Source organism: Halosimplex yunnanense, assembly GCF_054504345.1.
In genome coordinates this window covers 424,657-446,463 of record NZ_JBTJEL010000037.1, presented here as the reverse complement: position 1 = coordinate 446,463, position 21,807 = coordinate 424,657, and the positions used below count along the sequence as shown (strand labels likewise).

Annotated in this window: 38 protein-coding genes; 1 reads left to right on the top strand and 37 read right to left on the bottom strand. The window is 61.6% G+C overall.

What is annotated here, in order from left to right; all coding sequences use genetic code 11:
• From AB2U09_RS21180 to AB2U09_RS21155, 6 genes are all read right to left on the bottom strand, one after another.
• Positions 1-141, bottom strand: coding sequence for a hypothetical protein (locus tag AB2U09_RS21180; protein ID WP_459194736.1), 141 nt, complete (start codon positions 139-141; stop codon positions 1-3).
• A 118-nt stretch (positions 142-259) separates the two neighbouring features.
• Complete coding sequence (locus AB2U09_RS21175; protein ID WP_459194735.1) at positions 260-460, bottom strand: sigma factor-like helix-turn-helix DNA-binding protein; 201 nt, start codon at positions 458-460, stop codon at positions 260-262.
• On the bottom strand, positions 457-693 hold the full coding sequence (locus tag AB2U09_RS21170; RefSeq protein WP_459194734.1) for a hypothetical protein: 237 nt from the start codon (positions 691-693) through the stop codon (positions 457-459). The genes AB2U09_RS21175 and AB2U09_RS21170 overlap by 4 nt, the downstream gene beginning before the upstream one ends.
• A gap of 249 nt (positions 694-942) precedes the next feature.
• The gene (locus AB2U09_RS21165; RefSeq protein ID WP_459194733.1) at positions 943-1,983 is read right to left on the bottom strand and encodes a tyrosine-type recombinase/integrase; all 1,041 of its coding nucleotides are present in this window, start codon (positions 1,981-1,983) and stop codon (positions 943-945) included.
• Positions 1,976-2,527 (bottom strand): hypothetical protein, encoded by a 552-nt coding sequence (locus AB2U09_RS21160; protein ID WP_459194732.1) that lies wholly within the window; start codon positions 2,525-2,527, stop codon positions 1,976-1,978. The genes AB2U09_RS21165 and AB2U09_RS21160 overlap by 8 nt, the downstream gene beginning before the upstream one ends.
• An 83-nt stretch (positions 2,528-2,610) precedes the next feature.
• Positions 2,611-2,820 (bottom strand): CopG family transcriptional regulator, encoded by a 210-nt coding sequence (locus AB2U09_RS21155; RefSeq protein ID WP_459194731.1) that lies wholly within the window; start codon positions 2,818-2,820, stop codon positions 2,611-2,613.
• Between the two features lie 112 nt (positions 2,821-2,932).
• On the opposite strand from AB2U09_RS21155, the gene AB2U09_RS21150 reads away from it, so the two are divergent.
• The gene (locus tag AB2U09_RS21150; RefSeq protein ID WP_459194730.1) at positions 2,933-3,259 is read left to right on the top strand and encodes a winged helix-turn-helix domain-containing protein; all 327 of its coding nucleotides are present in this window, start codon (positions 2,933-2,935) and stop codon (positions 3,257-3,259) included.
• 325 nt (positions 3,260-3,584) lie between these two features.
• Here AB2U09_RS21150 and AB2U09_RS21145 read toward each other — a convergent pair whose 3' ends face one another.
• The 31 genes from AB2U09_RS21145 to AB2U09_RS20995 all read right to left on the bottom strand — a co-directional run bounded on the left by AB2U09_RS21145 (position 3,585) and on the right by AB2U09_RS20995 (position 21,743).
• A complete protein-coding gene (locus AB2U09_RS21145; protein ID WP_459194729.1) occupies positions 3,585-3,818 on the bottom strand; it encodes a hypothetical protein in 234 nt (77 codons plus the stop codon).
• 121 nt (positions 3,819-3,939) lie between these two features.
• Entirely contained in the window at positions 3,940-4,332 is a 393-nt protein-coding gene (locus tag AB2U09_RS21140) for a PIN domain-containing protein (protein WP_459194728.1), read from the bottom strand.
• On the bottom strand, positions 4,329-4,526 hold the full coding sequence (locus AB2U09_RS21135) for a DUF7557 family protein (protein WP_459194727.1): 198 nt from the start codon (positions 4,524-4,526) through the stop codon (positions 4,329-4,331). Before AB2U09_RS21135 ends, AB2U09_RS21140 begins: the two co-directional genes overlap by 4 nt.
• A gap of 39 nt (positions 4,527-4,565) precedes the next feature.
• A complete protein-coding gene (locus AB2U09_RS21130) occupies positions 4,566-5,153 on the bottom strand; it encodes a tyrosine-type recombinase/integrase (protein WP_459194726.1) in 588 nt (195 codons plus the stop codon).
• A gap of 180 nt (positions 5,154-5,333) precedes the next feature.
• The gene (locus AB2U09_RS21125) at positions 5,334-5,525 is read right to left on the bottom strand and encodes a hypothetical protein (RefSeq protein ID WP_459194725.1); all 192 of its coding nucleotides are present in this window, start codon (positions 5,523-5,525) and stop codon (positions 5,334-5,336) included.
• A gap of 1,759 nt (positions 5,526-7,284) precedes the next feature.
• The gene (locus AB2U09_RS21120) at positions 7,285-8,100 is read right to left on the bottom strand and encodes a glycosyltransferase family A protein (RefSeq protein ID WP_459194724.1); all 816 of its coding nucleotides are present in this window, start codon (positions 8,098-8,100) and stop codon (positions 7,285-7,287) included.
• The gene (locus AB2U09_RS21115) at positions 8,064-8,525 is read right to left on the bottom strand and encodes a hypothetical protein (protein ID WP_459194723.1); all 462 of its coding nucleotides are present in this window, start codon (positions 8,523-8,525) and stop codon (positions 8,064-8,066) included. Before AB2U09_RS21115 ends, AB2U09_RS21120 begins: the two co-directional genes overlap by 37 nt.
• A complete protein-coding gene (locus AB2U09_RS21110) occupies positions 8,518-8,757 on the bottom strand; it encodes a hypothetical protein (RefSeq protein ID WP_459194722.1) in 240 nt (79 codons plus the stop codon). The genes AB2U09_RS21115 and AB2U09_RS21110 overlap by 8 nt, the downstream gene beginning before the upstream one ends.
• On the bottom strand, positions 8,757-9,032 hold the full coding sequence (locus AB2U09_RS21105) for a hypothetical protein (protein WP_459194721.1): 276 nt from the start codon (positions 9,030-9,032) through the stop codon (positions 8,757-8,759). Before AB2U09_RS21105 ends, AB2U09_RS21110 begins: the two co-directional genes overlap by 1 nt.
• A 1-nt stretch (position 9,033) precedes the next feature.
• Positions 9,034-9,204: a hypothetical protein gene (locus AB2U09_RS21100; protein ID WP_459194720.1), complete on the bottom strand. Its 171-nt coding sequence runs from the start codon at positions 9,202-9,204 to the stop codon at positions 9,034-9,036.
• Positions 9,201-9,749, bottom strand: a complete 549-nt coding sequence (locus AB2U09_RS21095; protein ID WP_459194719.1) for a hypothetical protein — start codon at positions 9,747-9,749, stop codon at positions 9,201-9,203. The genes AB2U09_RS21100 and AB2U09_RS21095 overlap by 4 nt, the downstream gene beginning before the upstream one ends.
• 2 nt (positions 9,750-9,751) lie before the next feature.
• The gene (locus AB2U09_RS21090; RefSeq protein WP_459194718.1) at positions 9,752-10,834 is read right to left on the bottom strand and encodes a hypothetical protein; all 1,083 of its coding nucleotides are present in this window, start codon (positions 10,832-10,834) and stop codon (positions 9,752-9,754) included.
• A 3-nt stretch (positions 10,835-10,837) separates the two neighbouring features.
• Positions 10,838-11,209, bottom strand: coding sequence for a hypothetical protein (locus AB2U09_RS21085; protein ID WP_459194717.1), 372 nt, complete (start codon positions 11,207-11,209; stop codon positions 10,838-10,840).
• Entirely contained in the window at positions 11,206-11,418 is a 213-nt protein-coding gene (locus AB2U09_RS21080) for a hypothetical protein (protein ID WP_459194716.1), read from the bottom strand. The genes AB2U09_RS21085 and AB2U09_RS21080 overlap by 4 nt, the downstream gene beginning before the upstream one ends.
• Positions 11,419-11,424: 6 nt before the next feature.
• On the bottom strand, positions 11,425-12,171 hold the full coding sequence (locus AB2U09_RS21075; protein ID WP_459194715.1) for a hypothetical protein: 747 nt from the start codon (positions 12,169-12,171) through the stop codon (positions 11,425-11,427).
• 6 nt (positions 12,172-12,177) lie between these two features.
• Positions 12,178-12,657, bottom strand: coding sequence for a hypothetical protein (locus AB2U09_RS21070; RefSeq protein ID WP_459194714.1), 480 nt, complete (start codon positions 12,655-12,657; stop codon positions 12,178-12,180).
• 2 nt (positions 12,658-12,659) lie between these two features.
• Positions 12,660-12,956, bottom strand: coding sequence for a hypothetical protein (locus AB2U09_RS21065; protein ID WP_459194713.1), 297 nt, complete (start codon positions 12,954-12,956; stop codon positions 12,660-12,662).
• A gap of 186 nt (positions 12,957-13,142) precedes the next feature.
• Positions 13,143-13,415: a hypothetical protein gene (locus AB2U09_RS21060; protein WP_459194712.1), complete on the bottom strand. Its 273-nt coding sequence runs from the start codon at positions 13,413-13,415 to the stop codon at positions 13,143-13,145.
• Positions 13,412-14,122 carry a hypothetical protein gene (locus AB2U09_RS21055; protein WP_459194711.1) on the bottom strand — a complete coding sequence of 237 codons (711 nt, stop codon included), beginning with the start codon at positions 14,120-14,122 and terminating at the stop codon, positions 13,412-13,414. Before AB2U09_RS21055 ends, AB2U09_RS21060 begins: the two co-directional genes overlap by 4 nt.
• Positions 14,123-14,162: 40 nt before the next feature.
• Complete coding sequence (locus AB2U09_RS21050) at positions 14,163-14,708, bottom strand: hypothetical protein (RefSeq protein WP_459194710.1); 546 nt, start codon at positions 14,706-14,708, stop codon at positions 14,163-14,165.
• Between the two features lie 87 nt (positions 14,709-14,795).
• On the bottom strand, positions 14,796-14,948 hold the full coding sequence (locus AB2U09_RS21045) for a hypothetical protein (RefSeq protein WP_459194709.1): 153 nt from the start codon (positions 14,946-14,948) through the stop codon (positions 14,796-14,798).
• A complete protein-coding gene (locus AB2U09_RS21040) occupies positions 14,945-15,730 on the bottom strand; it encodes an ATP-binding protein (RefSeq protein WP_459194708.1) in 786 nt (261 codons plus the stop codon). The genes AB2U09_RS21045 and AB2U09_RS21040 overlap by 4 nt, the downstream gene beginning before the upstream one ends.
• Complete coding sequence (locus AB2U09_RS21035; RefSeq protein ID WP_459194707.1) at positions 15,727-16,005, bottom strand: hypothetical protein; 279 nt, start codon at positions 16,003-16,005, stop codon at positions 15,727-15,729. Before AB2U09_RS21035 ends, AB2U09_RS21040 begins: the two co-directional genes overlap by 4 nt.
• The gene (locus AB2U09_RS21030) at positions 16,002-16,592 is read right to left on the bottom strand and encodes a hypothetical protein (RefSeq protein WP_459194706.1); all 591 of its coding nucleotides are present in this window, start codon (positions 16,590-16,592) and stop codon (positions 16,002-16,004) included. The genes AB2U09_RS21035 and AB2U09_RS21030 overlap by 4 nt, the downstream gene beginning before the upstream one ends.
• Positions 16,592-17,095 (bottom strand): hypothetical protein, encoded by a 504-nt coding sequence (locus AB2U09_RS21025; RefSeq protein WP_459194705.1) that lies wholly within the window; start codon positions 17,093-17,095, stop codon positions 16,592-16,594. The genes AB2U09_RS21030 and AB2U09_RS21025 overlap by 1 nt, the downstream gene beginning before the upstream one ends.
• A complete protein-coding gene (locus AB2U09_RS21020; protein ID WP_459194704.1) occupies positions 17,088-17,642 on the bottom strand; it encodes a hypothetical protein in 555 nt (184 codons plus the stop codon). Before AB2U09_RS21020 ends, AB2U09_RS21025 begins: the two co-directional genes overlap by 8 nt.
• Positions 17,639-18,802, bottom strand: a complete 1,164-nt coding sequence (locus AB2U09_RS21015) for a hypothetical protein (RefSeq protein ID WP_459194703.1) — start codon at positions 18,800-18,802, stop codon at positions 17,639-17,641. The genes AB2U09_RS21020 and AB2U09_RS21015 overlap by 4 nt, the downstream gene beginning before the upstream one ends.
• 312 nt (positions 18,803-19,114) lie before the next feature.
• Positions 19,115-19,753 carry an SAM-dependent methyltransferase gene (locus AB2U09_RS21010; protein WP_459194702.1) on the bottom strand — a complete coding sequence of 213 codons (639 nt, stop codon included), beginning with the start codon at positions 19,751-19,753 and terminating at the stop codon, positions 19,115-19,117.
• Positions 19,753-20,562: a class I SAM-dependent methyltransferase gene (locus AB2U09_RS21005; protein ID WP_459194701.1), complete on the bottom strand. Its 810-nt coding sequence runs from the start codon at positions 20,560-20,562 to the stop codon at positions 19,753-19,755. The genes AB2U09_RS21010 and AB2U09_RS21005 overlap by 1 nt, the downstream gene beginning before the upstream one ends.
• The gene (locus AB2U09_RS21000; protein WP_459194700.1) at positions 20,552-21,010 is read right to left on the bottom strand and encodes a hypothetical protein; all 459 of its coding nucleotides are present in this window, start codon (positions 21,008-21,010) and stop codon (positions 20,552-20,554) included. Before AB2U09_RS21000 ends, AB2U09_RS21005 begins: the two co-directional genes overlap by 11 nt.
• 169 nt (positions 21,011-21,179) lie before the next feature.
• Positions 21,180-21,743, bottom strand: a complete 564-nt coding sequence (locus AB2U09_RS20995) for an SWIM zinc finger family protein (RefSeq protein ID WP_459194699.1) — start codon at positions 21,741-21,743, stop codon at positions 21,180-21,182.
• Positions 21,744-21,807: the final 64 nt, after the last annotated feature.

Genomic DNA, 21,807 nt, shown 5'->3' with positions numbered 1-21,807 from the left:
TCACCCCTCCTGTTCGACTTCAGCGACGGCGCGCTGGACTCGCGCCTCGCTTTCTGCGACCGACTGTTGACCGCTCCAATCCCAGCGGACGCGCTCGCCCGCTTCTACGTCGTACAGCTGGGACGCACGGATGAACGTCACCGGAACACCTCCTGCCGCTCAGAGCGGCCAGAACGTGCCAGCAGGAACGACGCCAGCCGTAGGCATGCGTTGCCGGCCAGCACGAGTGACACGGCTAACATCCCCCACTCAACCGGGTTCACGCCGCCTCACCTCCGTTCAACCGCCGACGAGCGCGTCGTAGCAGGTTCCCGACTGTGCCGGGAGAGCGCCCGGTCTTGCGGGCGTACTCCCGCATCCCGTAGCCGTCCTGCTCGATCGCCTCGTACACCTCCCGCTGAGCATCCGAGAGCGCCGACAGATCCTCCTCATAGTGGAAGAGCGACGATTGGAACGTCACCACCACTCACTCCCGAAACACTCCGGATTCTCGCAGAGCTTGTAGTGCGGATACGCCGCGACGGGAACGTCAGTGAAGTCCGCATCACCACGGTAATCCGCCTCGACGCAGGCCGGTTCCGGCTCGTCGGCATCCGGGTCTGGGCGGTGAAGCGTGTCCGCGTACTGCGAGCGGTTCCGAACGGCCGTCTCAGGCACCTCATGGCCGTCCGCATCAGGGTGTGAGCGGCTCACGCCGCATCACCTCCGGCTACGGTAACCGCCGGACGTGAGGGGTGGCCGGTTAGCTCTTGGTTGAACTCCGGTTTGAGTGGGCCAGTCTCGAATCCACTTAACGCCTGATTATCACCTCCCGAGCGGCTATACAGGATGATTCTGTTCGAACACAGAACGCCGAGAAGTCGAGTGGGCCCGCTCGGCAAAGAAAATCTGCTATCTCGGCGGGCTCCAGCGATGCTAGCTCGTGGTCTGGGTGTGGTGGGTTCATGCTTCTGAATCGGTCTCGAATTCGAGGTTCTGGATGTACGGTCGACGACGTCGCTCCAGCCGCTCGCGCTTGGTTGCCTTGTCGTAGTGCTTCTCGATGACCCGCAGGTTCGCGTTCACGCGCTCCGCGACTACCTCAGCGGGTATCCCGCGGTCTCGTTGCCAAGTGATACTCCCCGTCCGAACGCGGTGGGGAGACACCGACGACGGGCACTTACTCGCCTCGTGGATGTGGACGTACTCGCAGCTCGATCGCGACTTTCCGTGCGGACAATCCTGACACAGACACGGCAGAGTAGCCATGTAGCACCAGGTCCGCACCGTATTGGTGCTGGTCCGGCCCTGCGAGGTCGTCAGCAGCGGGCGGCGGCCGTGATCGTCGAAACTGTCGACCCGTTGCTTCTGGATATACTCGTCCAGAACGTCGCACACCGACGCAGGCAGGCCGACCGCACGCTCGCCGTCACGGTCGTTCTTCAGCGGGGTGTCCTCCTTCGGTCGGTGTCGGAACTCCACATACTGCTCGTCACTGTGGTAGTCCTCGAGATCGAGCGCCCGGATGCCGCCCATCCGGGCCCCAGTGAACCACAGCAGTTCGAGAAGCGCGTGATTGGAGGTGGCCCGCCGCTCCGGGTGGTCACGGTACATCGAGATAATCGATCGCGCCATCGACGGATCGAGCATCTCGTCGTTGGACTCCTCGCCTTCCGGGACAGTCGGGACGTGGACCTTCTCGGGTAGTTCGCTGTCGACGACTTCGATGCGGGCGAGATACTCCAGCCAGTTCTTTAGCGTCTGCATCTCCCCGTTCAGCGTCGTTGCAGTGACGCCAGTCCCGCGCCGGTGGGTCTGGTACTCATCGAGGGTCCAGCCGTCCAGCTCGTTCATGCTCTCGATGCCCTTCCGGCCAGCCCACTCGACGAACAGTTTCAGCCGGTAGTGCCAGCCCTTCACCGTCGAGTCCTTCGCCTCCGTCCGGCGATGGTCCAGATACCGCTTCTTCGCTTCTCGGGGAGAGAGGTCCGGTGCGTCAGTCATCAGCTATCGCTGTTCCGCGGGTCTGGTTCTGTCGCGCCTGCTGGCGTTGTGCGTCCTTCACGACGCGCTTCGGCCGGGGGACCGTGTCCGGGGAGGGTTCACCGACGTACTCGGTCCGAACCTCTCGGATCTCCATGACCCGGCGCGGCGGGAACTTCGTGCGTTCACCCGACCACTCGGTCACGCGCACCCAGTCGCTCGACAGGATCTCGTAGTCTGCGACGAACGTGTCTCCGACACCGCTACCGCTCAACTGCACGATAGCCGGAGTGTACGTGTCGGGCAGGCGCTCCGGGTCCGGGCCGTCCTCGGGGTCCTGACCGCCGTCGGTCATCGCGTGCTGCTCGCCTTCGCCGGGGGTCTTGGCGGGAGCCTTCGAGACGGGCGTGACACCCATCAGACGGCCACAGGTAACGCACGTCCGGTCCATCTTCCCAGACCGGCGCTGCCGCCGTTCCTCGTGTTCGCAGTCGGGGCAGCGAAGAACGAACAGGTCGGGGCCGTGCGGGTCGTGCCGGTACCCCTCGGGGACGGCCGAGTTCATGGGCCGGCCTCCTCGTCGTCGTCAGTCTTTTCTCCGCTGCTCGCATCATCGAAACTGGGGGCTCCTGGCTCACTGGACATGATTTAGGCAGCCCCCTCGTCTCGAAGAACCTCTCCGTTCTCGTCCGTGCCGAGTTGCACGTTCGGTTTCTCTGCGTTGTTCGATTCGTGTTCTCGGACGCAGTGGCGAATGTACTCCGAGTAATTCATACCGTACTCGTCCTTGCTTTCCCGGATTTCGTCGTCAAGCGAAACCGGGACTGACAGCGTTACTGGAATGCTTCGGTCTGGCATGCGATAATAACTAAGTAACTAACAAGGATATAACTCTTTCCCATAGGAATAGCAAAGTCTTACTGGAATTCACCAACGCAATAATGGTTGCTTAGTTATTTATTAACGGTCAATGCGATATTCGGGAGACTGGATGGTACTTGCTGATGACCGTATTCTCGAATATATTCGAAATGAGGGTTCTGGAGGATCAACTGAAATGGCGAATAGTGGATATGTACGGTACTCTCAGGGGTATATTTCGAAACGGTGTAAAAAGCTAGTAGAGCATGGATTGTTGGAGCACCTTGGAAACGGTGTATATGTAATCACTGAACGTGGAGAGAGATATCTCGATGGAGAGATAGATACGTCTGAAGACGCGCCCGACGAGGTGGAATCGCACGCTGAGAATGGGAACGGGAACGGGTCGATGGGGGACAACCACGAGCAGGTATAACTCATGCCCGAGAGAAAGTCGGCCGACTGGATGACGATACTTGACGAGCGGATCTTAGAGTATATCGACAGCATGGGCTGGGTATCGCCACGTATACTTGCTTGTGAACGCGGATTTCCAGAAACGACAGGGCTAATCCGAGACCGATGCAAACGACTCCATTACACTGGATTCATAGAGCCGTTTCACGGCGAAATGTACGACATCACGATTGAGGGGAAATTGTATCTTGAAGGTGAAATAGACGCTCGTCATCAACCGTATCCGAAGGCGAGTGCAGTGTTTCAGCGGTGGGATTTTCCGGCGGGGTGGAGTTCTGGACCAGTTAGGATTCAGGATCCCTAACTTCTGCCCTGAGAACATCGCGGATATACGTATCCATCTCAAGATCGTCTGGTTTCGATTCTTCGAGGCGATCCCACGTTTCGGGCATCATCTTAATAGTCACATCTAGCACTCGATTTGCCATGTATTCAAAAACCGGCGGAACATTATTGAATGTTGTTGATAAGTTATCAATATCGGTGGCAGGGGGCCTGAATATGCTCTTTAGAGCCACTCGACTCACCCCAGTCGCAGACGCCCATCGCGTTTACGTCCTCGCTACGGAGACTTGCCAACCAGGTCCGCCGGATATCGTGAAAACCAACGTGCTTCCAGCCCATATCGTCGGCCGGTACCTACTTCCGCAGGTTCGTAACAGGCATCAGGTCTTCGAGTAGATCCGTCTCGAAGTCGCTATCTGCAACAACGAACTGATCGCCTGTCGTTCGGGCGGTCGCCGCAATTAGAAGATCGCGAGCTGCCATTCGCTCGCCGTCGTCGAGCAGTCGATCCTGCATCCGCGCCGCTTCTTGGGCGATGTCTTCGGTCAAGTCTAGCGATTTCACGCCGCTGAAGTCGTTACGAGCCGAAATGATGTCGGTCGAACCGGATCCGACTTTCCCGTTCAGAACCTCGAATACACAGACAGAAGAAGTCAGATACGGCGTCTCGTAGTCATCCATCTTCTGCACGGTTTCTGGAACTCCCTCGACCATATCGATGATGACCGACGAGTCGAGAAACGTCATCGCTCGAAGCTCTCTCGCGAACTCCGCACTGCCTCGCGAGCCTCGTCTGCTTCCTCACTGCTCCATGCACCGATGTTGATGGGTTCCTCGTCACCAGCAAGTCGGTGGAGTAGCTCGTCAAACGTCTCATCGTCGCGTTTCAGTCGCTCTAACAGTTCTTTCGTGTCGTCACTGACTCGGATGCTCGTGCTCATAGCTGATTGTATGCAGTCTGTATACAAACGTTTTGGCCCTCACAGCCACTCGACTTTTTCGCGCTCGCGCCGCTGCGCTTCGGGCGTGTGCGTCCCCCTGTAGTGGTCGAGGAACGTCTGTAGGTCGTCCCATCCGCCCCAGTCGCAGACAACCATCGCGTCTACGTCCTCGCTGCGGAGACTCGTCGCCCAGGTCCGCCGGAGATCGTGAAAGCCGACGTACTCCCAGCCGGGCTCTCCCGTCTCGTCGTGCAACTCGTCGGTGGCCTTCGCGGTCCACCGCCGGAGCGTCCGAGTGGATACGTCGACCACAGGCGCGTCTGCTGGCTCCTCACGCACGTCCCCGACCGTGCGGATGGTCGTGGCGAGGTTCGGCGGGATCGGCGTCTCGCGGTACTTGTCGGTCTTCGCGCTGCGCCACACGCGCAGCATTCGCCCGGCGTCGGTCTCGGCGACGTGCTCGGGCGCGACGCGGACCACCTCGTCGGAGCGGAGCCCGCACCGCACGCCCAGCCCCATCGCGATCCGCTTCTCCGTATCCTCGAACTGGTCGAGTAGCTGTTGTACTTCTCGCTCGGACAGCCATACTTTCATCCCCTCGTCATCGGGGTAGCTCTCTAAGTTCATGTCCGGTATCTCTGCTTTGCGGTCAGAAATCCTAGAATCTTGGGGTCAATCGGGGGTGAATCGGGGTGTGATCGGCCCGTATCTGTCCGAGAATGGGGACAGAACCGGACGCTATTTTCAGTAGGGAATTCGACGAAATTTCTGTTAAATCTGCCTTGTGAATTGAACAATTGAATCGAGCTATGATCTGAGGGAAGTGATGAACACTACGATCAGACCGATTCCGCCGAAGAGAATTCCTGAGTGCAGAACGTTCCTGGCCTCATCACCTTCGTAGACGCCAAACACCGTTAGGTGAAGGCTGAAGAGGATGATCGCAATGCCCAGTAGAGCGGTTATCAATTGGCTAGTGCCTGTAGAGTCACTGCCCATACCACTGAGTGAATACAGATACATATAGATGTAATGGCATGTACGCAGAATATCTGATGTTACGTTGACCTTCTGTACTGAGCACAGGAGTATCTGACTCTGGACGGAGAACCGGACACCGCTTAAAAAGCATAACTAGGGTATATATGGGGCAATTGAATTATTATTCTAAGTCTGATATACTCGCGCGCCAATTTGCGCGCGAATACACGCGCGCGAATAGAGCTACTGGGAAAGATAATAATGCTGCCAATACAGAGACTTTCGATTTCAAGGGTATTAAGCCCCTCAAAGGCAACAATATGGATGTCACCAAGAGGATGTGGCAAAGTAGTTATATACTATGATAACGCTTGATGAACTGTTATCGCAAGAAGAGACTACGCCTGAACAAGACTGTGAAGAGAGTATCCGCGTACCCACAGGTGCGGTAGGTGAGACGAAGGAAATCGAGTTGAGAATCAGATCTGGCAACATCTCGGCCAAATTGGTTGATCGAATGGAGAGGGTTGGGACACCTAGCCCCTTGATCTCCGATAATCGGGCGTTCGAGGGAGAGCTACTCAATCGAGAGAAGGAGTCACACGAATTTGAAATAAGGGATTGTCAACCAGGAAAGAATCTACGCTGGAACTCAAATGAGAGCGAAAAAAGGCGAAGGCGGAAGGAGTTGGTAACTAACAAAAAATAGGCGGTATCGTGATGACTTGATTGAAATTTGTTTGTGAACAGAGTCGTCACGAGTTTACAGACATGGCCGATTCTGGATGCAGAACCGGACACTAATTCACCGTTCTAAACTGGAACAGTGGTCGTTGGTAGAGTCAGCCGTCTCTAAAAGTAAGACTAGGGTTTTAATTTCGGGGAGATGGTATTGTCAGTAGAATATGAGAGTGGGATCCCCGTCTCAACTGATTCAGATTATTGAATTATTCTGGGCTATAGTGACGACTGGCCTGATTTTCACACCAGGGGTAGCATTTGGGCTTCAGTATGTACGCGGGATTGAAGCCACCTATTTTCGCCGGCTCCCGACTCCAGACTGGATGGAAGCCAGAGGGAATCCTGAGCTGTTATCGTTCCGTGACTCACCGGAGATCGAGACAGTAGATAGCATCTCAATGGTGATTGTAGCTGGAATCTTGACGATACCTATCGCACTTATAGCCCAGTATAGCCTGATGTCCGTCGCAACAGGATCGATGCTTGTTGGGTATCATCTACTCGGAGAGGTGCCAGACATTCAGCTAGTATTAGAGATTATGATAGCAATCTCGATGATGATCTCTATTTCTGTCTTTTACCGACTTCAAGAGATGATTTGTAGGGTGCGAAGTGGTTGGCATCGTAACCTCTGATAGATCTCTAATCATATCGATACAGCTTGTGATCGATTCGGTCTCCGATTCCCCGAGAACGAACCGGACGCTAATTCCCTGGCCCACTCCAATCCTTATCGACCTGCTGGACGAACTCGCCGTGGGAAAGTCCGTGTGTATCAGCGATGGCGTCGGTTAATTCCCAGGCACGCTCTACTCGCGGTTCACTGGCGTCTGCCGGTGGGTCGGTCCACTCGACAAGCGCCTCCATGATGATAATCCAGTCTTGCGGGTGGAACTCTGAGGTCGCTCGGTGATCTGGCACAGCCTTCTCTCGTCACTGATTCCTACTTCAAGTTCAGGGTTGACGAACAGTCTGTGCGAGAACGACGGTAAGCGGGCAGGGGTGATCCGACTTTGTCCCCAGATCCGGACACCGATCACGCCAGTTCAACCGGGGCATCTGGCAACCCCAGAACCGACAGCGGGTTCACCTTGGATGAGTCAGTCGGGTTCTCGATTCGCGGGGGGTTCCATCGGTCGTAACTATCGCTGCCCGTCTGCTTGCGCTCTTGATGAAACATCCGCGCGACCGCGCCGAAGTTCCGGCAAAGGGTCGGTTGGCACTCGACAGCCGACCCGTGCCCCCTGCGCGACTCCGCGAGATCGTGCTCAACCATGTGGACGCCATCCGGGCCGGCGTCGTCGAGGATCCGAAGAAAGAGGTCGTAGTCCTGGCAGAGCGAGAACTTCGAGCGATACCGATAGCCCGACTCGAACATCACAGACGAGTGGAAGATAGCACACCCGTCTTCGAGCTCCTCGCAGGGGAACGGCTCAGGCTCGACGTACTCGCCCGATGGCCCGATCTCGTTACGATACTTCGTGAGTTGCCCGACGAGCACGGCCTCGGTCTCCTGCAGAACGCGGCGCTGGTACTCAAGGCGGCCGGGACACATCCGGTCGTCATCATCGAGCACTGCGATGAACTCCCCTTTCGCCGCGTCAAGCAGCACGTTCCGGGACTCGGGGATCGATCCCTCGGTTCTGAAAGTCCGTCCACGCTCGGGGAACATCCCTCTGACCAGCCGGCGGACATACTCATGCCTGTCGTCGTGGCCGACCAACACCTCGATGTCGTCGACGTCTTGCTCGCGAATGGACTCCAACGCGGTGGGGAGGGTCTTCCGACCCATCGAGAGAATGCAGACAGAAATGGTCATCCTGAGATAAGACAGTCCCCGGAAACTTCCCACCACCCTTCAGACTCGTTCCAGACTACCCACACCATTTGACCGGTGTTGATCGCTACAGAGTTCGGTGGCATAGTAGACCCTTCGTGCCGGAACGAGGCATTTGAGTTATCGTCTATAGTACAGAGATCAGCTCCATAGTTTGCAATCACGAGGAAATTTCCGTCATCTGGCTCTGAACTGGAGAGGGTCAGATTACCCGCCTCGACAAAAATAAGGCCGTTGTAACTGCCGGAATGGGTGCTGATGCTCGTGTACCGGGCAAGGAGAGTCATTCCGCCTCCACCGGCGATCCCGCCGGTGTGGGTCTTACCACTCGGGTCGGTGAACTCACCGGTGGCTTCGACCTTCTCGAAGGTCAGTTCGGTTGATTGGTAGTGCTTCAGGTTGCCGTCTTCGTCGTAGACTGGTACGTAGTCCTCACTCATGGGTGTCTCCGTCGATGTCCGCTTCTTCGTCTTCTGCGCTCTCCAGGGCCGCCCGCATCGCTTCTTTCTCGCTCATCCCCGGCGGCGGCCGGTATGCCGGGATCGCCGCGAACATCGCCCGACCGAACCCGCGCAGACGCTCCTGAGCGTAGTAGGCCGGGCACAGCGAGCCCGCGAAGAACGAAACGATCATCGCCGCCAGCAGGGTGGTCGGGATGTCGTAGCCGAACATCACTCACCCTCTCCTGGCGGGCGTTTCCCGCCGTCGGTTCGCGGTAGCAGCTCCTCCTGCCGAAGCGCCCGCTCGTGGGTCCGCGTTCGGTCCTCTACCTCGTCGAGACGGGGGAGCACTCCGTCACCGTCGACTTCTTCCTCTCCGGTGAGCAGGCGAACCGCTTTCTTCGCGTGACGGTCGACCCGCCGCAGGTAGGCCGCAATTGGGATCCCCAGCGTCACGAGCGCCGAGAAGAACCCCGCGAGCGCACCGAGGAGGGCGGCCGAAGCCATCTCACTCGCCACCCCCGAGGTCGACGCCCCAGACGCTCCCGATCGCGGCGACGCCGATCACTTCCGAGATGGGGCCGGGTTCGATCACCAGGCCGGGGACCATCAGCACGAGGATGATCAGGGTCAGAAACCCCTTCTGGAGCGCGTCTTCGGACAGGTCGCCGTCGCTCATGCCGACCCTCCCGAACTCACTTCGCGGGCGATCAGGAACGCGACCGCCGCGATCGCGATCATCATCGGCCACGAGGTCGTCCGGCCGATCGCCTCGTCGACGTCACCGGCCGCCCAATCGCCTGCGGCACCGAGCGACTCCCAGAAGCCGTCTGCGAGACCACCGCCCGGCGTGTCATCGAACTGGCGGCCGACTGCTTCGTCCGTGCTGCCAGCGGCGTGGTCGGCTGCGCCAGCCACGGTGTCGTAGATGTTGCTGGCCGTCTCGGACGCACCAGCGCCGATACCGCCGCCTTCCTGATCATCGAACTGCCGACCGATCGCCTCGTCGGTCGACCCTGCGGCGTGATCGGCCACGCCCGCCACGGCGTCGTAGGTGCCTGTAGCGGTCTCGACCAGGCCATCACCGACACCGCCTCCCGGCGTATCATCGAACTGCCGGCCGATCGCCTCGTCGGTCGACCCCGCGGCGTGATCGGCAGCTCCAGCGACCGTGTCGTAGGCATCGCCAGCCGCCGACTGGATGCCGTCGAGCAACCCGGGCATGACTACGACCCCCGGTGAGTGTACACGTAGCCCCCTCCGAGCGCGACGACGCCCAGAAGGACCATCATCGGGTCGACACCGACCAGCGAACCGCTCCCGCTACTGCTGGACGACCCACCGCCCCCACTGCTCGGGGTCGACGTGAGGGCCGTGTAGGGGAGCGGACTGCTGGACTGCTCGGAGTCGCCCCCACTCTGCTGGTTCTGGCTGCCCGACGACGAGTCGGAGTTACTCGAGTCGATGTCACTCGACGAGTTGACGTTGCCGCCGTTCTCGGGGTGGCGAGTGAACGTCGCCGAGTCCATCTGACTGCCGTTGATCGAGACGGTGGCCGTGTACTGGCCGGGACTGAGACTCCGAGCGCCTTCGAAGGTGAAATCCAGCGACCGGCGGCCACCACCGCCGAGTTCCACCGTCTGGCTCTGGGACATTCCAGTCCCCGAGATCGCGGCCGTGACGGTCGCCGTACCGCCGCCGTCGGTCCCGGACGGCCCGTTGTTCATCACCTGGGCCGAGATGCTGACGGGGTCGCCCGGCCACGTGTTCTTGGTGACGTTCGCACCGGCGTCCCACTCGGGACCGCCCGAGTCGCTGGAGTTGTCCGAACCACTGGAGTCGTTCGAGTCGTTCGAGTCGTCCGAGTCGTCCGAAGCAGCGCGCTGGACGGCTTCAGCGACTCTCGACGTGTCTCCGGGCCGGCCCGCATCCACTTCACCGGTCTGGGTGTTCACGCTCGCGCCAGTACCGCCGTCTCCGCCGGTAACGCCCTCGGACGCGACTGCGGTTTCGGTCTTGTTGCCCGAATCGCTGTCGCTCGCGGTGACGTTGGGCTGGCTCTCTTCGGTGATGATCTTGTCGACGGCGGTACCTACTGCAGAGTGCTTGTCGCTCTCGATTTCTTCGGATCCCGCGTCTTCGTTGAGGCCTGCCCTCATGAAACCGCTCGCCGCTTGGGTGATACCGCCGCTGTCACCACCGTTCGGGCTGTTTCCGCTGTCCTGCTGGTCCTCCTCTTTCTCTTCTTCGGAGTCTGAGGAGTCCGATCCGCCTCCGCCGGTCATTGCAGTGAAGTTTCTGAGTGCCATGTGTCACCTCTCTCCGCTGTCGTCGTAGTCGAGCGAGTAGGCCACGAACGCGTCCAGATCGCTGCTGTCGCTGACGTTGTTCGCGGTGACGCCGATCTCCTGTCCCTCGAACACCTGGACGCTCAGGTCGAAGCGGTAGGTGTTGCCCGACCCAACGATGTATTCGGGGATATCCTCGCTCCGATCGGTCGACTTGGACCGCGTGACCGTGTCGCCGGCAGCGGTCAGCGTCAATTGCAGGTCGGCCGCGGTCCCCTTCGGGAAGAAGACGACGACACGCTCGATCGTGGCGTCCTCGTCGACTTCCTGCCGGTAGACTTCTTTTTCGCCCTGAGTGACCGCCAGGGGGAACGTGAACGGGACCATCCCGCTCATGATCGAACCTCCTTGATCGTGACGTAGATGAGTAGGGCCGTCTGGATAAGCGCGAGATACAGCTGCAGGTCCTCGGCAGTTAGCACTACTTCGGTGCCGTCTGCCATCGAAAAGGACACGGACGGGCCGGTCTCGGCCGCCGTTGCAGTCTGCTCGGTCCCGCGGCTATCCGCAGACGCCCCACCCTGCTCGATGAGTGGAACGCTCATGCTGGGTCATCCCTGAGTGGGGTCGATGATGTCCTGCTTGACTGCCTGCGACAGGTTCGGCAGGTCCTGAGTCGCCCGGTTGACCGGGATCGAGACCACCGCATTCGTCGCGGTCGTCCCCTGCCCGTTGCTCTCGTCGGAGTCGTCCCAGGCGAACGGGACCGGCCCCTCCGCGTAGATGTCGATGGTCCACTTCCGCGGGACCATCGGATCCAGCGGGTTGCCGTCGGTGAAGTCCATCTCCGGCGGCTCCTTGTTCTGGTTGCGCTCGTGGAGCATCGAGGTGGTCGCATCGAAGACGGTCTCCTCGACACGGCCTTGGGACTTCGGCGCGGTCTTGACGATCTCGACGTACACGGGGTCACGCGGGACGTAGAAGGCGTGCAGGTACTCCTGCGAGCCCGGCCCTGTGTAGGTGAACGAGTCGCCCGCATAGTCGACGTTGTCCGGCTGGACGCGGCTCCCGCCTTCGAACAGCACGAAGTCGGTCGTGTTGTTCGTCGGCAGTACGTCGTAGGACAGGTCGTAGGAAGTCTGACTTCCGTCGTCGGGGGTCTGAAACTCCTCGACGGTGACGAACGACAGACGCACGGACTCCTCGCGGAAGGCTAGCGGCGTCTCGACCTCGTAGCTCGCGATCTTCGTGCGAGCGCCGGATACGTCGGTCAGGTGGTCGAAGTCGCGGCGGTTGAGCCGCTGCTCCTTCGCCGGCATGTTCTCCAGCCGCTTGCGGATCTCTTTGGTCGTAGGCATCCGTGGTCACCCCGAGAACGGCTTCTCTTCGACACCCTCGCGCGGGATGTAGAACTCCGAGTTGCTCCAGTCGATCTGCTTGGAGCTTCTGACCTCGGCGCGGAGTACGTCCTTGTCGCGGACGTTCACGGCGTTGCCGTTCATGCGGACCTTCACCGCGTCGATGTTCTCCTCGTTTCGCTGTTCCTTGGTGCTGAGACCGTTCCACGCGGCGATGTTGTCCTCCTTGACGGAGACGGCCACGGGCGAGTCGTCGGTCGGTCGGACGACCCGGAAGATCAGTTCGGTGTCAGTCGGAAGCGGACCCTCGGTGGCCTGCAGATCGGCGATGATCGGAAGGCCGCGGGCCTCGCCGGTCGGGACGGAGTCGAGGAACCGAAGTCGGGTGCCGTTCTCCGGTTCGATCGTCAGGATCGGGCTGAGCTGACCGACGGCGTTGTTCTGCTGGGTGACTTCGTCGGAGAGGTGGCTGAGGGATTTCGCCATGTTCAGCTACCCCCTTGACCCAGCTGGGTGACGCGCTGCTTGACTCCGGCGCGCTGCAGGAGTTTGTCGACGGTGTAGGTCGCACCGCCGAGAGTGATCATGTTCGAGTAGGCCGGGCTCATCTGCCCCCCAGCCATCACGAGCACGCCATACAGTTCGTCCGGCGCGTCGAAAGGAGTGTTCGGTTCGATGACGTTGCGGGCCACAGACGGAGCGAGGAAGCCCGCCATCGTCGCGGCAGCCTCCTCCCACACGTCAGTATCGGCCACGGTTTCGAAAGCCTCGTTGAATGAAGCCATACGGGTCGGACAAGTCCGCCCGTTTATGTAAGATACCGACAAGATTGCGACGAGTAACCCGCGGACTGCCCGCGAGACTCGCGGAGATTGGTGTTCTACCAGAGTGGAGACGGTGTTCTGGAAGTCTTTCTTTCATCAACCGAAAAGCAGAATCTCGTGTTAAGTAGCTCTCGCGAACGGCGCAACTCACTCGACGATTTCGAACTCCGCCGCGCCTGGCATCTCAGCCTCGATCGCGTCCATGATCGCCTGCCGGGTCTCCTGAGAGAGGTCGGCGGCGTCGATGCCGTTGAGCGTCCACGTCACGACGTTGCCGCTGTACTCGCGGTCGGAACCAGTGTACCCCGACACGTCGGACTCCGCCGAGACGTTCTGTGCAGCCGCGTCCATCGCCCGATCGAGTCTGCTCTCAGGGGACGCAACCTCGTAGGGGAGCGTGAACCGAAAGGTGAAGCTCATGGCTCTTGGACCACTCGGAACCCGCCCCAGCGGAGTCGCCGGTCCGCGGCGGTGCTGTTGGTGACGTAGGCGGACATGATATCCATCGACTGGGTGGTCCCGGTCGGGATGGTCTGCGAGAGAGTCGCATCAGCCGGGTTTTCGGTGGGGTGCTTGTCCATCCAGATAGACACCTCCTCGCCTGCGTCGAGCTGCGCCCACAGTGTGTGGGCCGCACTCGTGCCCGTCCCGATATCGGAGAGGAGCGTGGCCCCGACAGTCTCTGCGGACCCGTCGTGCGCGACGGCCTTCGCTTCCCCGTTCTCGATTTTCATCCCGAAGCCGGGCTCTCCCTCGGCAACGCGGCCCGAGGTCAGGTAGTCGGTCCGGTCAGTTTCGGCGTCCATGATGTACCAGCCAATGCAGAACCAGCGGTTCTTGTCCCACGTCCACGGGACCGGCGTCAGGTCGCGGCCCTGCAACCCGAGGTGTAGGTGGGAAGTCGAGCCACTCGTCGAGCCCGTCGACACCTCGTCGGTCCAGTAGGAGTCTTTCGTCGAGCCGCTCCCAGTCGTGACCGAGTTGTAGAGGCCCGAGGGAACCTGATAGTAGTCGACGACGAGCGCCCGAGTGAGCGCCCTCCACGACGGATGGGAGATGTCGATGTTCGGCTCTTCGTCGTTGTAGATCTCCTCTGTACTGAACGTCTCTGACTCGAAACGATCCACCGAACTCGCGCCCGATCGTCGGCCGTGCGAGCGGACCACGTCAGGCCACCCCCTTCGCGCTCATCTCGACGACGTTCCGGGCCTGATCGAGGTAGGCGCGAACGTGCTGGTAGGAGGTCTCGAACTGCTCGATCATCTCGGTGTCGCTACTGTAGTTGATGGTCTCGAAGGTTCGCCACGTCTGGCCGTCTGTGGACACCTGAACCGTCAGCGTAGCCGATCCGGTCGTGTCTACGAACACGTCGAAGGCACTCCGGAGCGCGCCGAGGTCCAGCTCGGCAGCGTTGCCCGACCCCGTGCCGGAGTCGGTCGCCGTGACCACCTCCGCGTCGCCCTGGTCGAGCGGGTCGACCTGCGTCCCGGTGGTGTCTTCGAGCGCGACGGGGGTCTGTTGCTCGACGGGGAGCGTCCCGGCGCTCCACTGGGCGATCTCCCGCGAGAGCGTCGACGAGAGCGTTTCTTCGGTCGCGGGGTTGATCAGCGCCTCGTTCTTGTCCATGAGGCGCGTCTTCCCGTTGTTCCGGCCGGCGCGGTCGATGGGGTTGGTGTCCTGCGTGTCGTTGCCGTACTGTTGCGAGTTCGCCATCTCTACGGAGAGCCATCGCTTCTCTGAGACTTAACGAACCGACAAGATAAGACGCGAGAGTCGCGGAAACTCGGGTCTCGCCGCTGCTCAGTCGAGACTGTCCTCTGCGAGGTCGAGGAGCGTCCGAACGGTCTCGGCGTTCGAGGAGACCGACCCGGGCAGCTGCTCGTTCAGACGCTCCTTCATCTGTTCGGCGCGCTGTGCGTCGTCGCCGTAGAGTGTCGTGTGCCACTCGCTCATACTTTCAGCCCCTTGCCCTGTTTCCCGTAGTGCGTGCTGTCCATCTCGGCCGCGAGACCGCGCGTGTTGCGTCGCTCGCGGGTGCCCTCGTTGTCCGAGTAGATCCACTCGGACCCGACCGTATCGCCGTCCTCGACGTGCTTCTGCAGGCTCATCGGTTCGTCCCGGTTAGGCGGGAGCAACTCTTCGGGAGCTCGGGGGACGCTCCGGATCTGCGGGTTGTGCAGATCCTTCGGATACTCGGTGATATTCTCGACCTTGTTGAGGTCGGCACTGCTCTCGAAGCCGCCGAGAAGCCGGGCCTGACACTGGCTCACTACGTCCTCCTCTGCCTTCGAGAGGCGCTGCGTCACCCAGATCGAAGACGCGCCTTCACCGCGCCCCGTCGTCGCCAGCCCCGACACCGCCTCGGGGACCTTCTTCTTCTGGGGGGCGACGAAGTGCGCCTCGTCGATGACGATCAGCACGTCCCCCGTCCGGCGAGCGCCGGAGATCACGCGGGCGGCCATCTCTCGCCACTGCTCGGCACGAACGCGCTCGTGGCGGGCCAGCACGACCTTCCCGTTCTCCTCGATGAACTCCTTCCACGCCTCCGGACTCCACTTCAGTTCCCGCGGCCCGGCGATCCACCAGCGGGCGAGGCCCGCCTTCGGAAGCCCGCGATACTCGTCCTTGTAGTCGAGTACAACGACGTGCTCGTACTCAGGGATGTTCTCCTCCATCACGTGCTGGGCCTTGAACGACTTGCCCCAGCCGCTCTGTGCGGCCAGCAGTAGATTCATGGCTCTGTGTCGCCCTCCGCCGGGGGCGCGTCGATGACGATCGCCCCGTCGAGAACGAGGTCCCCACCGTGCCACCGGCTGATCTGGACGTTGTCGCCGTCTTCGAGGCGTTGCAGGTGGTCCTCCGATAGAGTCACCGACTGCTCGGTCCAGGTGCGCGGACTGTCGTCCGGGTCGGCCGAAAGGGTCTCGGCGACCCACCAGACGATGAGCCCGACGATGTAGCCGATGAACACCCAGTCCGACACAGAGAGCCGCCGAGTGTCGATTCTCACGCCTCTTCACCCCCTTCGACCGTCGCGGTAGCTGCTTGGATCCCGTCCTCGACGGCCTCGAAGTTGCCGGCGAGTATCGTCCGCATGGCCTCCTTACGGGTCCACCCGACGACTTCACGCTCGAACTCGCGGAGCGAGACACCGAACTTCCGCTCTACGTGCAGGCGGGCGAGGTCTTCGTCGGTCTTGTCCTCGAACTCGTCGCCGGCCCGATCGCGCCAGACGCTCGCCCACGTCTGTTTCTGTTCCTCCCAATCCTCGCTGTCGACACCGAGACCGGCGTAGCCCATCGCGTCGTCGACGTCGTCGAGGCGGTCACCGGCCACCTCGGTAAACCACCAGTCCTTGAACTCGCGACTCGCGATCGCGTCGACCAGATCGAGGAGTTGGTCTTCGCGCTCCTCCTGTGCGCCTTGGATGTCGACGCCGTCGATGTCCAGGGCGTCGTGCAGCTCCTCGACGGCCCGGAGTTGCCGGTACTCCAGAGTCACGAGGATATGCACGAGCGCCTGTATCAGTTCGCTCTCGGTCGGGTCCTGTGCCACCTGTCGAAGTTGCTGAAAGCGTTCCATTCCGTTTCCGAACATCAGAAATCAGCCTCCTCCAGCGCCTTGCTGGCAAGATCGGTTTTCGTCCCCACGACCACGACCATGAACATCGTGGTGCCGATGAGGAGCGCCTGTTCGGGGGGCATCTCGGACTTCCCGCGGCTCTGCATCCACTCGTCGAAATGCTCGTCCAGATGGAGCTGGCGGGCCAGGTCCTCCTCGACCGTCTCGGCGTCGTCGGTGCCGTGCTCCTCGATGATAGCGTTAGAGACGGTCGTCAGCGTCCCCACGTACATGTCGCCCCACGACTCGCCGCCCGTGGACATGTCGGTGTCTTCGACTGCCTCCTCGACGTCTTCCGCTGTCGCCCCGTCCGGTTCGGCCGTGTCGTCACTGTCGGCCCCCGCCTCTGCCTCTACCTCGTCCGCGATCGCGTCGAGGTCGGCATCGGCGAACTCCGACTCGTCCATCTCGGGCAGGTCATCGTCGCCGCCCGCGTCGGGATCTGCTGTCTCTTCCTGCTCTCCGGCCGCTTCACTCAATGAGGCTCACCTCCTCGCTGTCGGTGCTGCTGTCGTCTTCGGTGGTCTCGCTGTCGGGGACGGGTTCGGGGTCGGAGTCGTCTCCACCGCGGGACGCGACCACGTAGAGCAGTACGAGAACGCCGAGAACACCGACGAGAAGCATCATCGTCCGTCGGTCAAACGACGGGAGTGAGAACCCGCCGCTGGCGCTCTCGCTGGTGCTGTCGTCCTCGTCGCTGTCTTCGTCGCCGTCGTCCGTACTCCCCTCGTGCTGCTGCTGATACTCCTCTTCGGTGGGCATGTCGTCGTCCTCCTCGGGGTCGCTGTCCTCGGTCTCGGTGTCGTTCTCCTCTGTCTCGGTGTCGGTCTCCGCCGTGTCTTCTGTCTGTTCCGCTTCGTCAGGTTCGTCGGTCGTCTCGCCCTGTGCTTTCACCTCGGCCTTCAGGTCGCTCCACTCGTGAGCGTCGTCGGCGCTGCCGTTGATGTGGCCCTTCACGGAATCGAGGGCCTTCGGTTCGTCTTCGCCGTAGTCGCACCCCTCTACGGGGCAAGTGTAGTCTGTCATAGCGTCTCCTGACCGCCTTCAGCGACGGCAAATTCGTCGGGGATCTGCTGCTCGGTCCCTTCTCCGGTGGGACCGGTGTCGGTACTCGTCCGCTGGTCAGCCATCACGCCGCCGGGGTTCTCCTCGACGTTCTCCTCTACCTCGCCCTGTCCGCGCTTGCCCTGTTCGCCGCCGGCCAGCCGGGCCTGCGGGTCGGCCTGCTCGCCCGACAGTGTCTGCTGGTCGTCCGTCTCGATGACTGCCTCTCGGTCGGGCTGGCTGAAGTCCTGGTAGTGAGCGAGCGACCGAACCTCGGGTATGTTCGCCGGCATGTCGCCGAGGGCTTCGAGGAGATCGTGCAGGTCGTTCGGATGCAGCGGGTCCTGCCCGTGTCGCTCGCGGATGCTGTTGATCGCCTGCATCGCCTGTCGAGCGTTGATGACCGCCTCCCGCACGTCGTCCAGTTCCGTTCCGAGGCGAGCGACCGCCGATCGGTACCCCTGCCACGACCGGGACAGTGCCCCGGCTGTTTCCGGCGTCACGTCCATCTCGGGGAAATCACCCCCTCCAACCCGCACCAGTTCCTGTTGTTCGGTGGTGGTCTCCTCGCCCGTCTCGTCGAGCAGCTGGGAAACTTCCTCCTCGTCGTATCCGCACGTCTGCGTCAGAAACTCGCAGGCTTCGGGGTCCCCACTCTCGCAGTGCCCGCGGGCGTGGTCGCACCCCTCGTCCTGCGTGAGACGGGCGGCACGACCCGCCTTTTCAGTGGGTGTCTCGGTGGTCTCTCGACGGCGACCACCCCCCTCACGGCCTGCTCGTTCCATCACCTCCCGGTGTTCGTCCACCGTCAGGGTCGGGTCGTAGTGCGCCAGCCAGTCAGATACCCCCTCGTCCGCAGCGATTCCTTTCACACTGCGGGCGTGAGGGACTGACGCGCGGGCTTCGGAGAAGTCGATTTCCCCCCGTTCGTGGTCGCTCAGGGGTACCTGACCAGACCCCCCTTCCCGCTCGGAACGGGAGTCGAGAGCCTGTTGACGGGCCTGGTCGATGACGTGGTCGGGCGTATCGGACGCGAAGACCACCTCTTTCAGACGGCGATCGTCGTCGCTGCAGAGGTGGTCGGCGTACTCGTCTCTCACGGCGTCGGCCGCGGTCTTTGTTCCAAACTCGATGGTCGTCACAAGTTCCTCCGGGACAACCAACGAACACCTCAGGAATAAAACCTGTTAGCAAGTTAATAGATAATTAACTAACTAACCAAGACGGGACCGCTCGCGGGAGAGGTCGGAGAGGTGCGTCTGGCACAGGTCGGTGAGCGCGTCGACAGCGCGGGCGTCGACCCGGCTCATGTGGCTGGTGTCCTCGTCAGTCATCGGGCCACCTCGATCCGGACGGAATATTCGGGGCATACCCCCAGCGGAAGCCACAGCTTCGGCACCTCTGGCCGCCGATAGTCTCCTCAAGGGGGATCACTGTGACGCACGGACACCCGGTCACTGCGACCCCTCCTCATGCGAAGTACCCGTGGTCTCGTTAACGCTGGATTCAGTGCTGAACCACCGGGAATGAACCTCCGTCTCACCCGGCTTCTTGTCGACCACCGAGAGGTAGTCGTTGGACCGGCCGAGAGTGTTCCAGACGCCTACCTCCAGCCGCTCGTAGTCGAGCGAAGTCGGCATACAGGTCGTGGTGTACCCGAACTGGATCACGCGGCCGCCCGGGGCGAGCAGCTCGTCGAACTGCCGTTTCGCGACGGCGTCACTCCCTGCGACGACGGCCTCTCCGTCTTCGAGGTCGTACGTCTCGTTCGCCTGGTTCTGCGAGAACGGCGGGTCGTAGACGATCGTGTGGAACGACTCGGCCTCGAAGTGGTCCGCGATCTCGCATACGTCGACGTGGATGTCCGCGTCCCGGCTCTCGTCGAGGTCGTTCCGGACGATCTCGTGGTCGTTCGCGAGTTTCGTCCTCCCCGCGCAGGCGTTCAGAACACGGCCCTGAAGCCGACTTTCGACCCATCGGCGAATCTTCGCGGACTGGAAAGTCCACTTGTTCGGCCGGACCGTGTGATAGGAGAGCTCGAGGTCGGTCCAGTCGTCGCGGTCGGTGTCTTCCGCAGCTCCGAGCGCCCCCATCAGGCGTCACCCCCTGTGTCTACAGAGCGGTCGCCGCCGTCGGTGGCTGCTACAACCGCCTCCGTCAGGAACTGCTGCCGGTCTTCAACCCCATCCGGCAGAGGCACCTCCGGGAACGCCGGACAGTAGTGCAGAAGGTACTGCACCACTTCCCGAGGCATGGCGCTGCGGATCTCCTGCCGGCCCCAGTCTTCAGGGACGCCCTTCGTGCGGGCGAGCGGCTTCTTCGACTGCCAGTCTCCAGTGCGGGTGAAGTGGCCGGCCTTGGCCTCGCCGTCGTCGAGGCGGTCGGGGCACGGGAAACTTGTCTCGAAGTGGCGTTCAAGGTCGAAGGGAAGCCCGACACCGAACCCGTTGATGCGCGTCGGTTCCCGGATGTCCTCACAGTTCGCGACGTTCTCGATGATGTACTCGTCAGGGTCGATCGCTTCGAGGACTACGCGTACGTTCAGGTCAGCGAACGTCGGGTAGTACTCCCGTGGATCGTCGAATCCGAGCTGGTTGCAGTTCGACCAGGAGACCGTGGAGTACGCCAGGCAGGGCGGACTCATCCAGAGGATGACGACGTCGTAGTCCACCAGGTAGTACCAGACCGCGTTGATGACTTGGCCGACACTGCTGGCATCGCACTGGACGAAGTCACCCGGGTACGTGTCGCTGTAGTCGGTGATGTCGAGTCCGATGTGGTCGACTGGCAGATCGTGCTCCTCGATGATCGCGTCAAGGGCGTAGCCCACGCCACCCGGTCCGCTGTAGATATCGATGAACGCGACCCGCTCAGTGTCGCTCGTAGACTTATCACTCGCCATCGTCCACCTCCTCGAACTCGTCGCGCGGCGTCAGCGGATGCACGCCAACCTTCCCGGAGCGGACAGTGAGCAGTCCGCAGTCTACGAGTGGGTCGAGAACCTCGTCACGGACCACCTCTTTCGGCGTATTCGGGTGCGATTGCCGACAGATGATACTCTCTGCCTGCTCGACAGAGAACACACGCGATTCGTCGCCGGCAAGTGCGAGGTAGGCGTCGGCCAGTTCGGGATCGCGGGGAAGCACGTACTGCGACCGTTCGGACGCCGGGAGGTAGTCGTCGAGCGCGTCCCGGACCACCTCGCTCTTCTGGAGTCCGTGCGCTTCGAGGTAGTCGTTGAAGCGAGCGGCCAGTTCACCGGAGAGACGGGCTTCAGCGCGCTCTTCGTCCCGGTGTCGGTCGTTGCTCTCGGAGTCGCCGGGAAGCCGGCTTCCGCGGGCCTGACTCATGCTGTCCTCCTGTCCGCAGATCGGGGGACCTCTGCGGACACAGATGAAACGGGGGTTCGGAACCCCCGGATGCGGGGGGTGCCGATCACTGGGGTCGTTTCGCTTCGAGTGTATGGTGGCGGACACCCCCCCGCACCTCGCTCAGAGAGCGGGGTAGGGCACCCCCCGGTCATCGGTCGACACCTCCGAGGGTGTCGCGGGCTCGGCGAAGCAGGTTCCCGACTGTTCCCGCCGATCGGTCGCTCATCTCGGCATACTCGCGGTTGCCGAGGTTTCCGAGGTCACAGGTCAGGTAGGCGTCGAGTTCGGCAGAAGTGAGATCGTCGAAGCGGTTCGGGTCGTCATCGAGGGTGAGCCATGCTGGTGGGGCTGGGTACTCCCGGCTCGTGTCCAGATGGGAGACGACGATCTGCTCGCGGGTCCACTGCCACCACAGCGACGCGACGTGAGAGCACCAGCCGTCGTTGAACCGGTGCGCTTTGCAGTCACAGTCGGCCAGCAGTGTTTGGCCCTTCAGCGCGAAGGTCGCCCTGTGCGGGTGGTCTGAGCCGCTGAGGTAGACCATGCGCTCGGCGTCGTTGATGGGGCCGCCCTCGTCGCGCTCCCGCTGAGCGCGCTGCCACGGCGTCGAGAGCGTCCAGTCGTCGGGCATCGACAGCGTCGGCGGGCCACCGAGTCGGTCCGGGAGATCGTCGCTCGGTGCCCAGTTGGAGCTGGGCGTCTCGATGCTCATGGACGACACACCCCCCGGTCCTTCGCGGGGCACCGCTTCAGCGGTCGGTCGATGCGGCACCCGC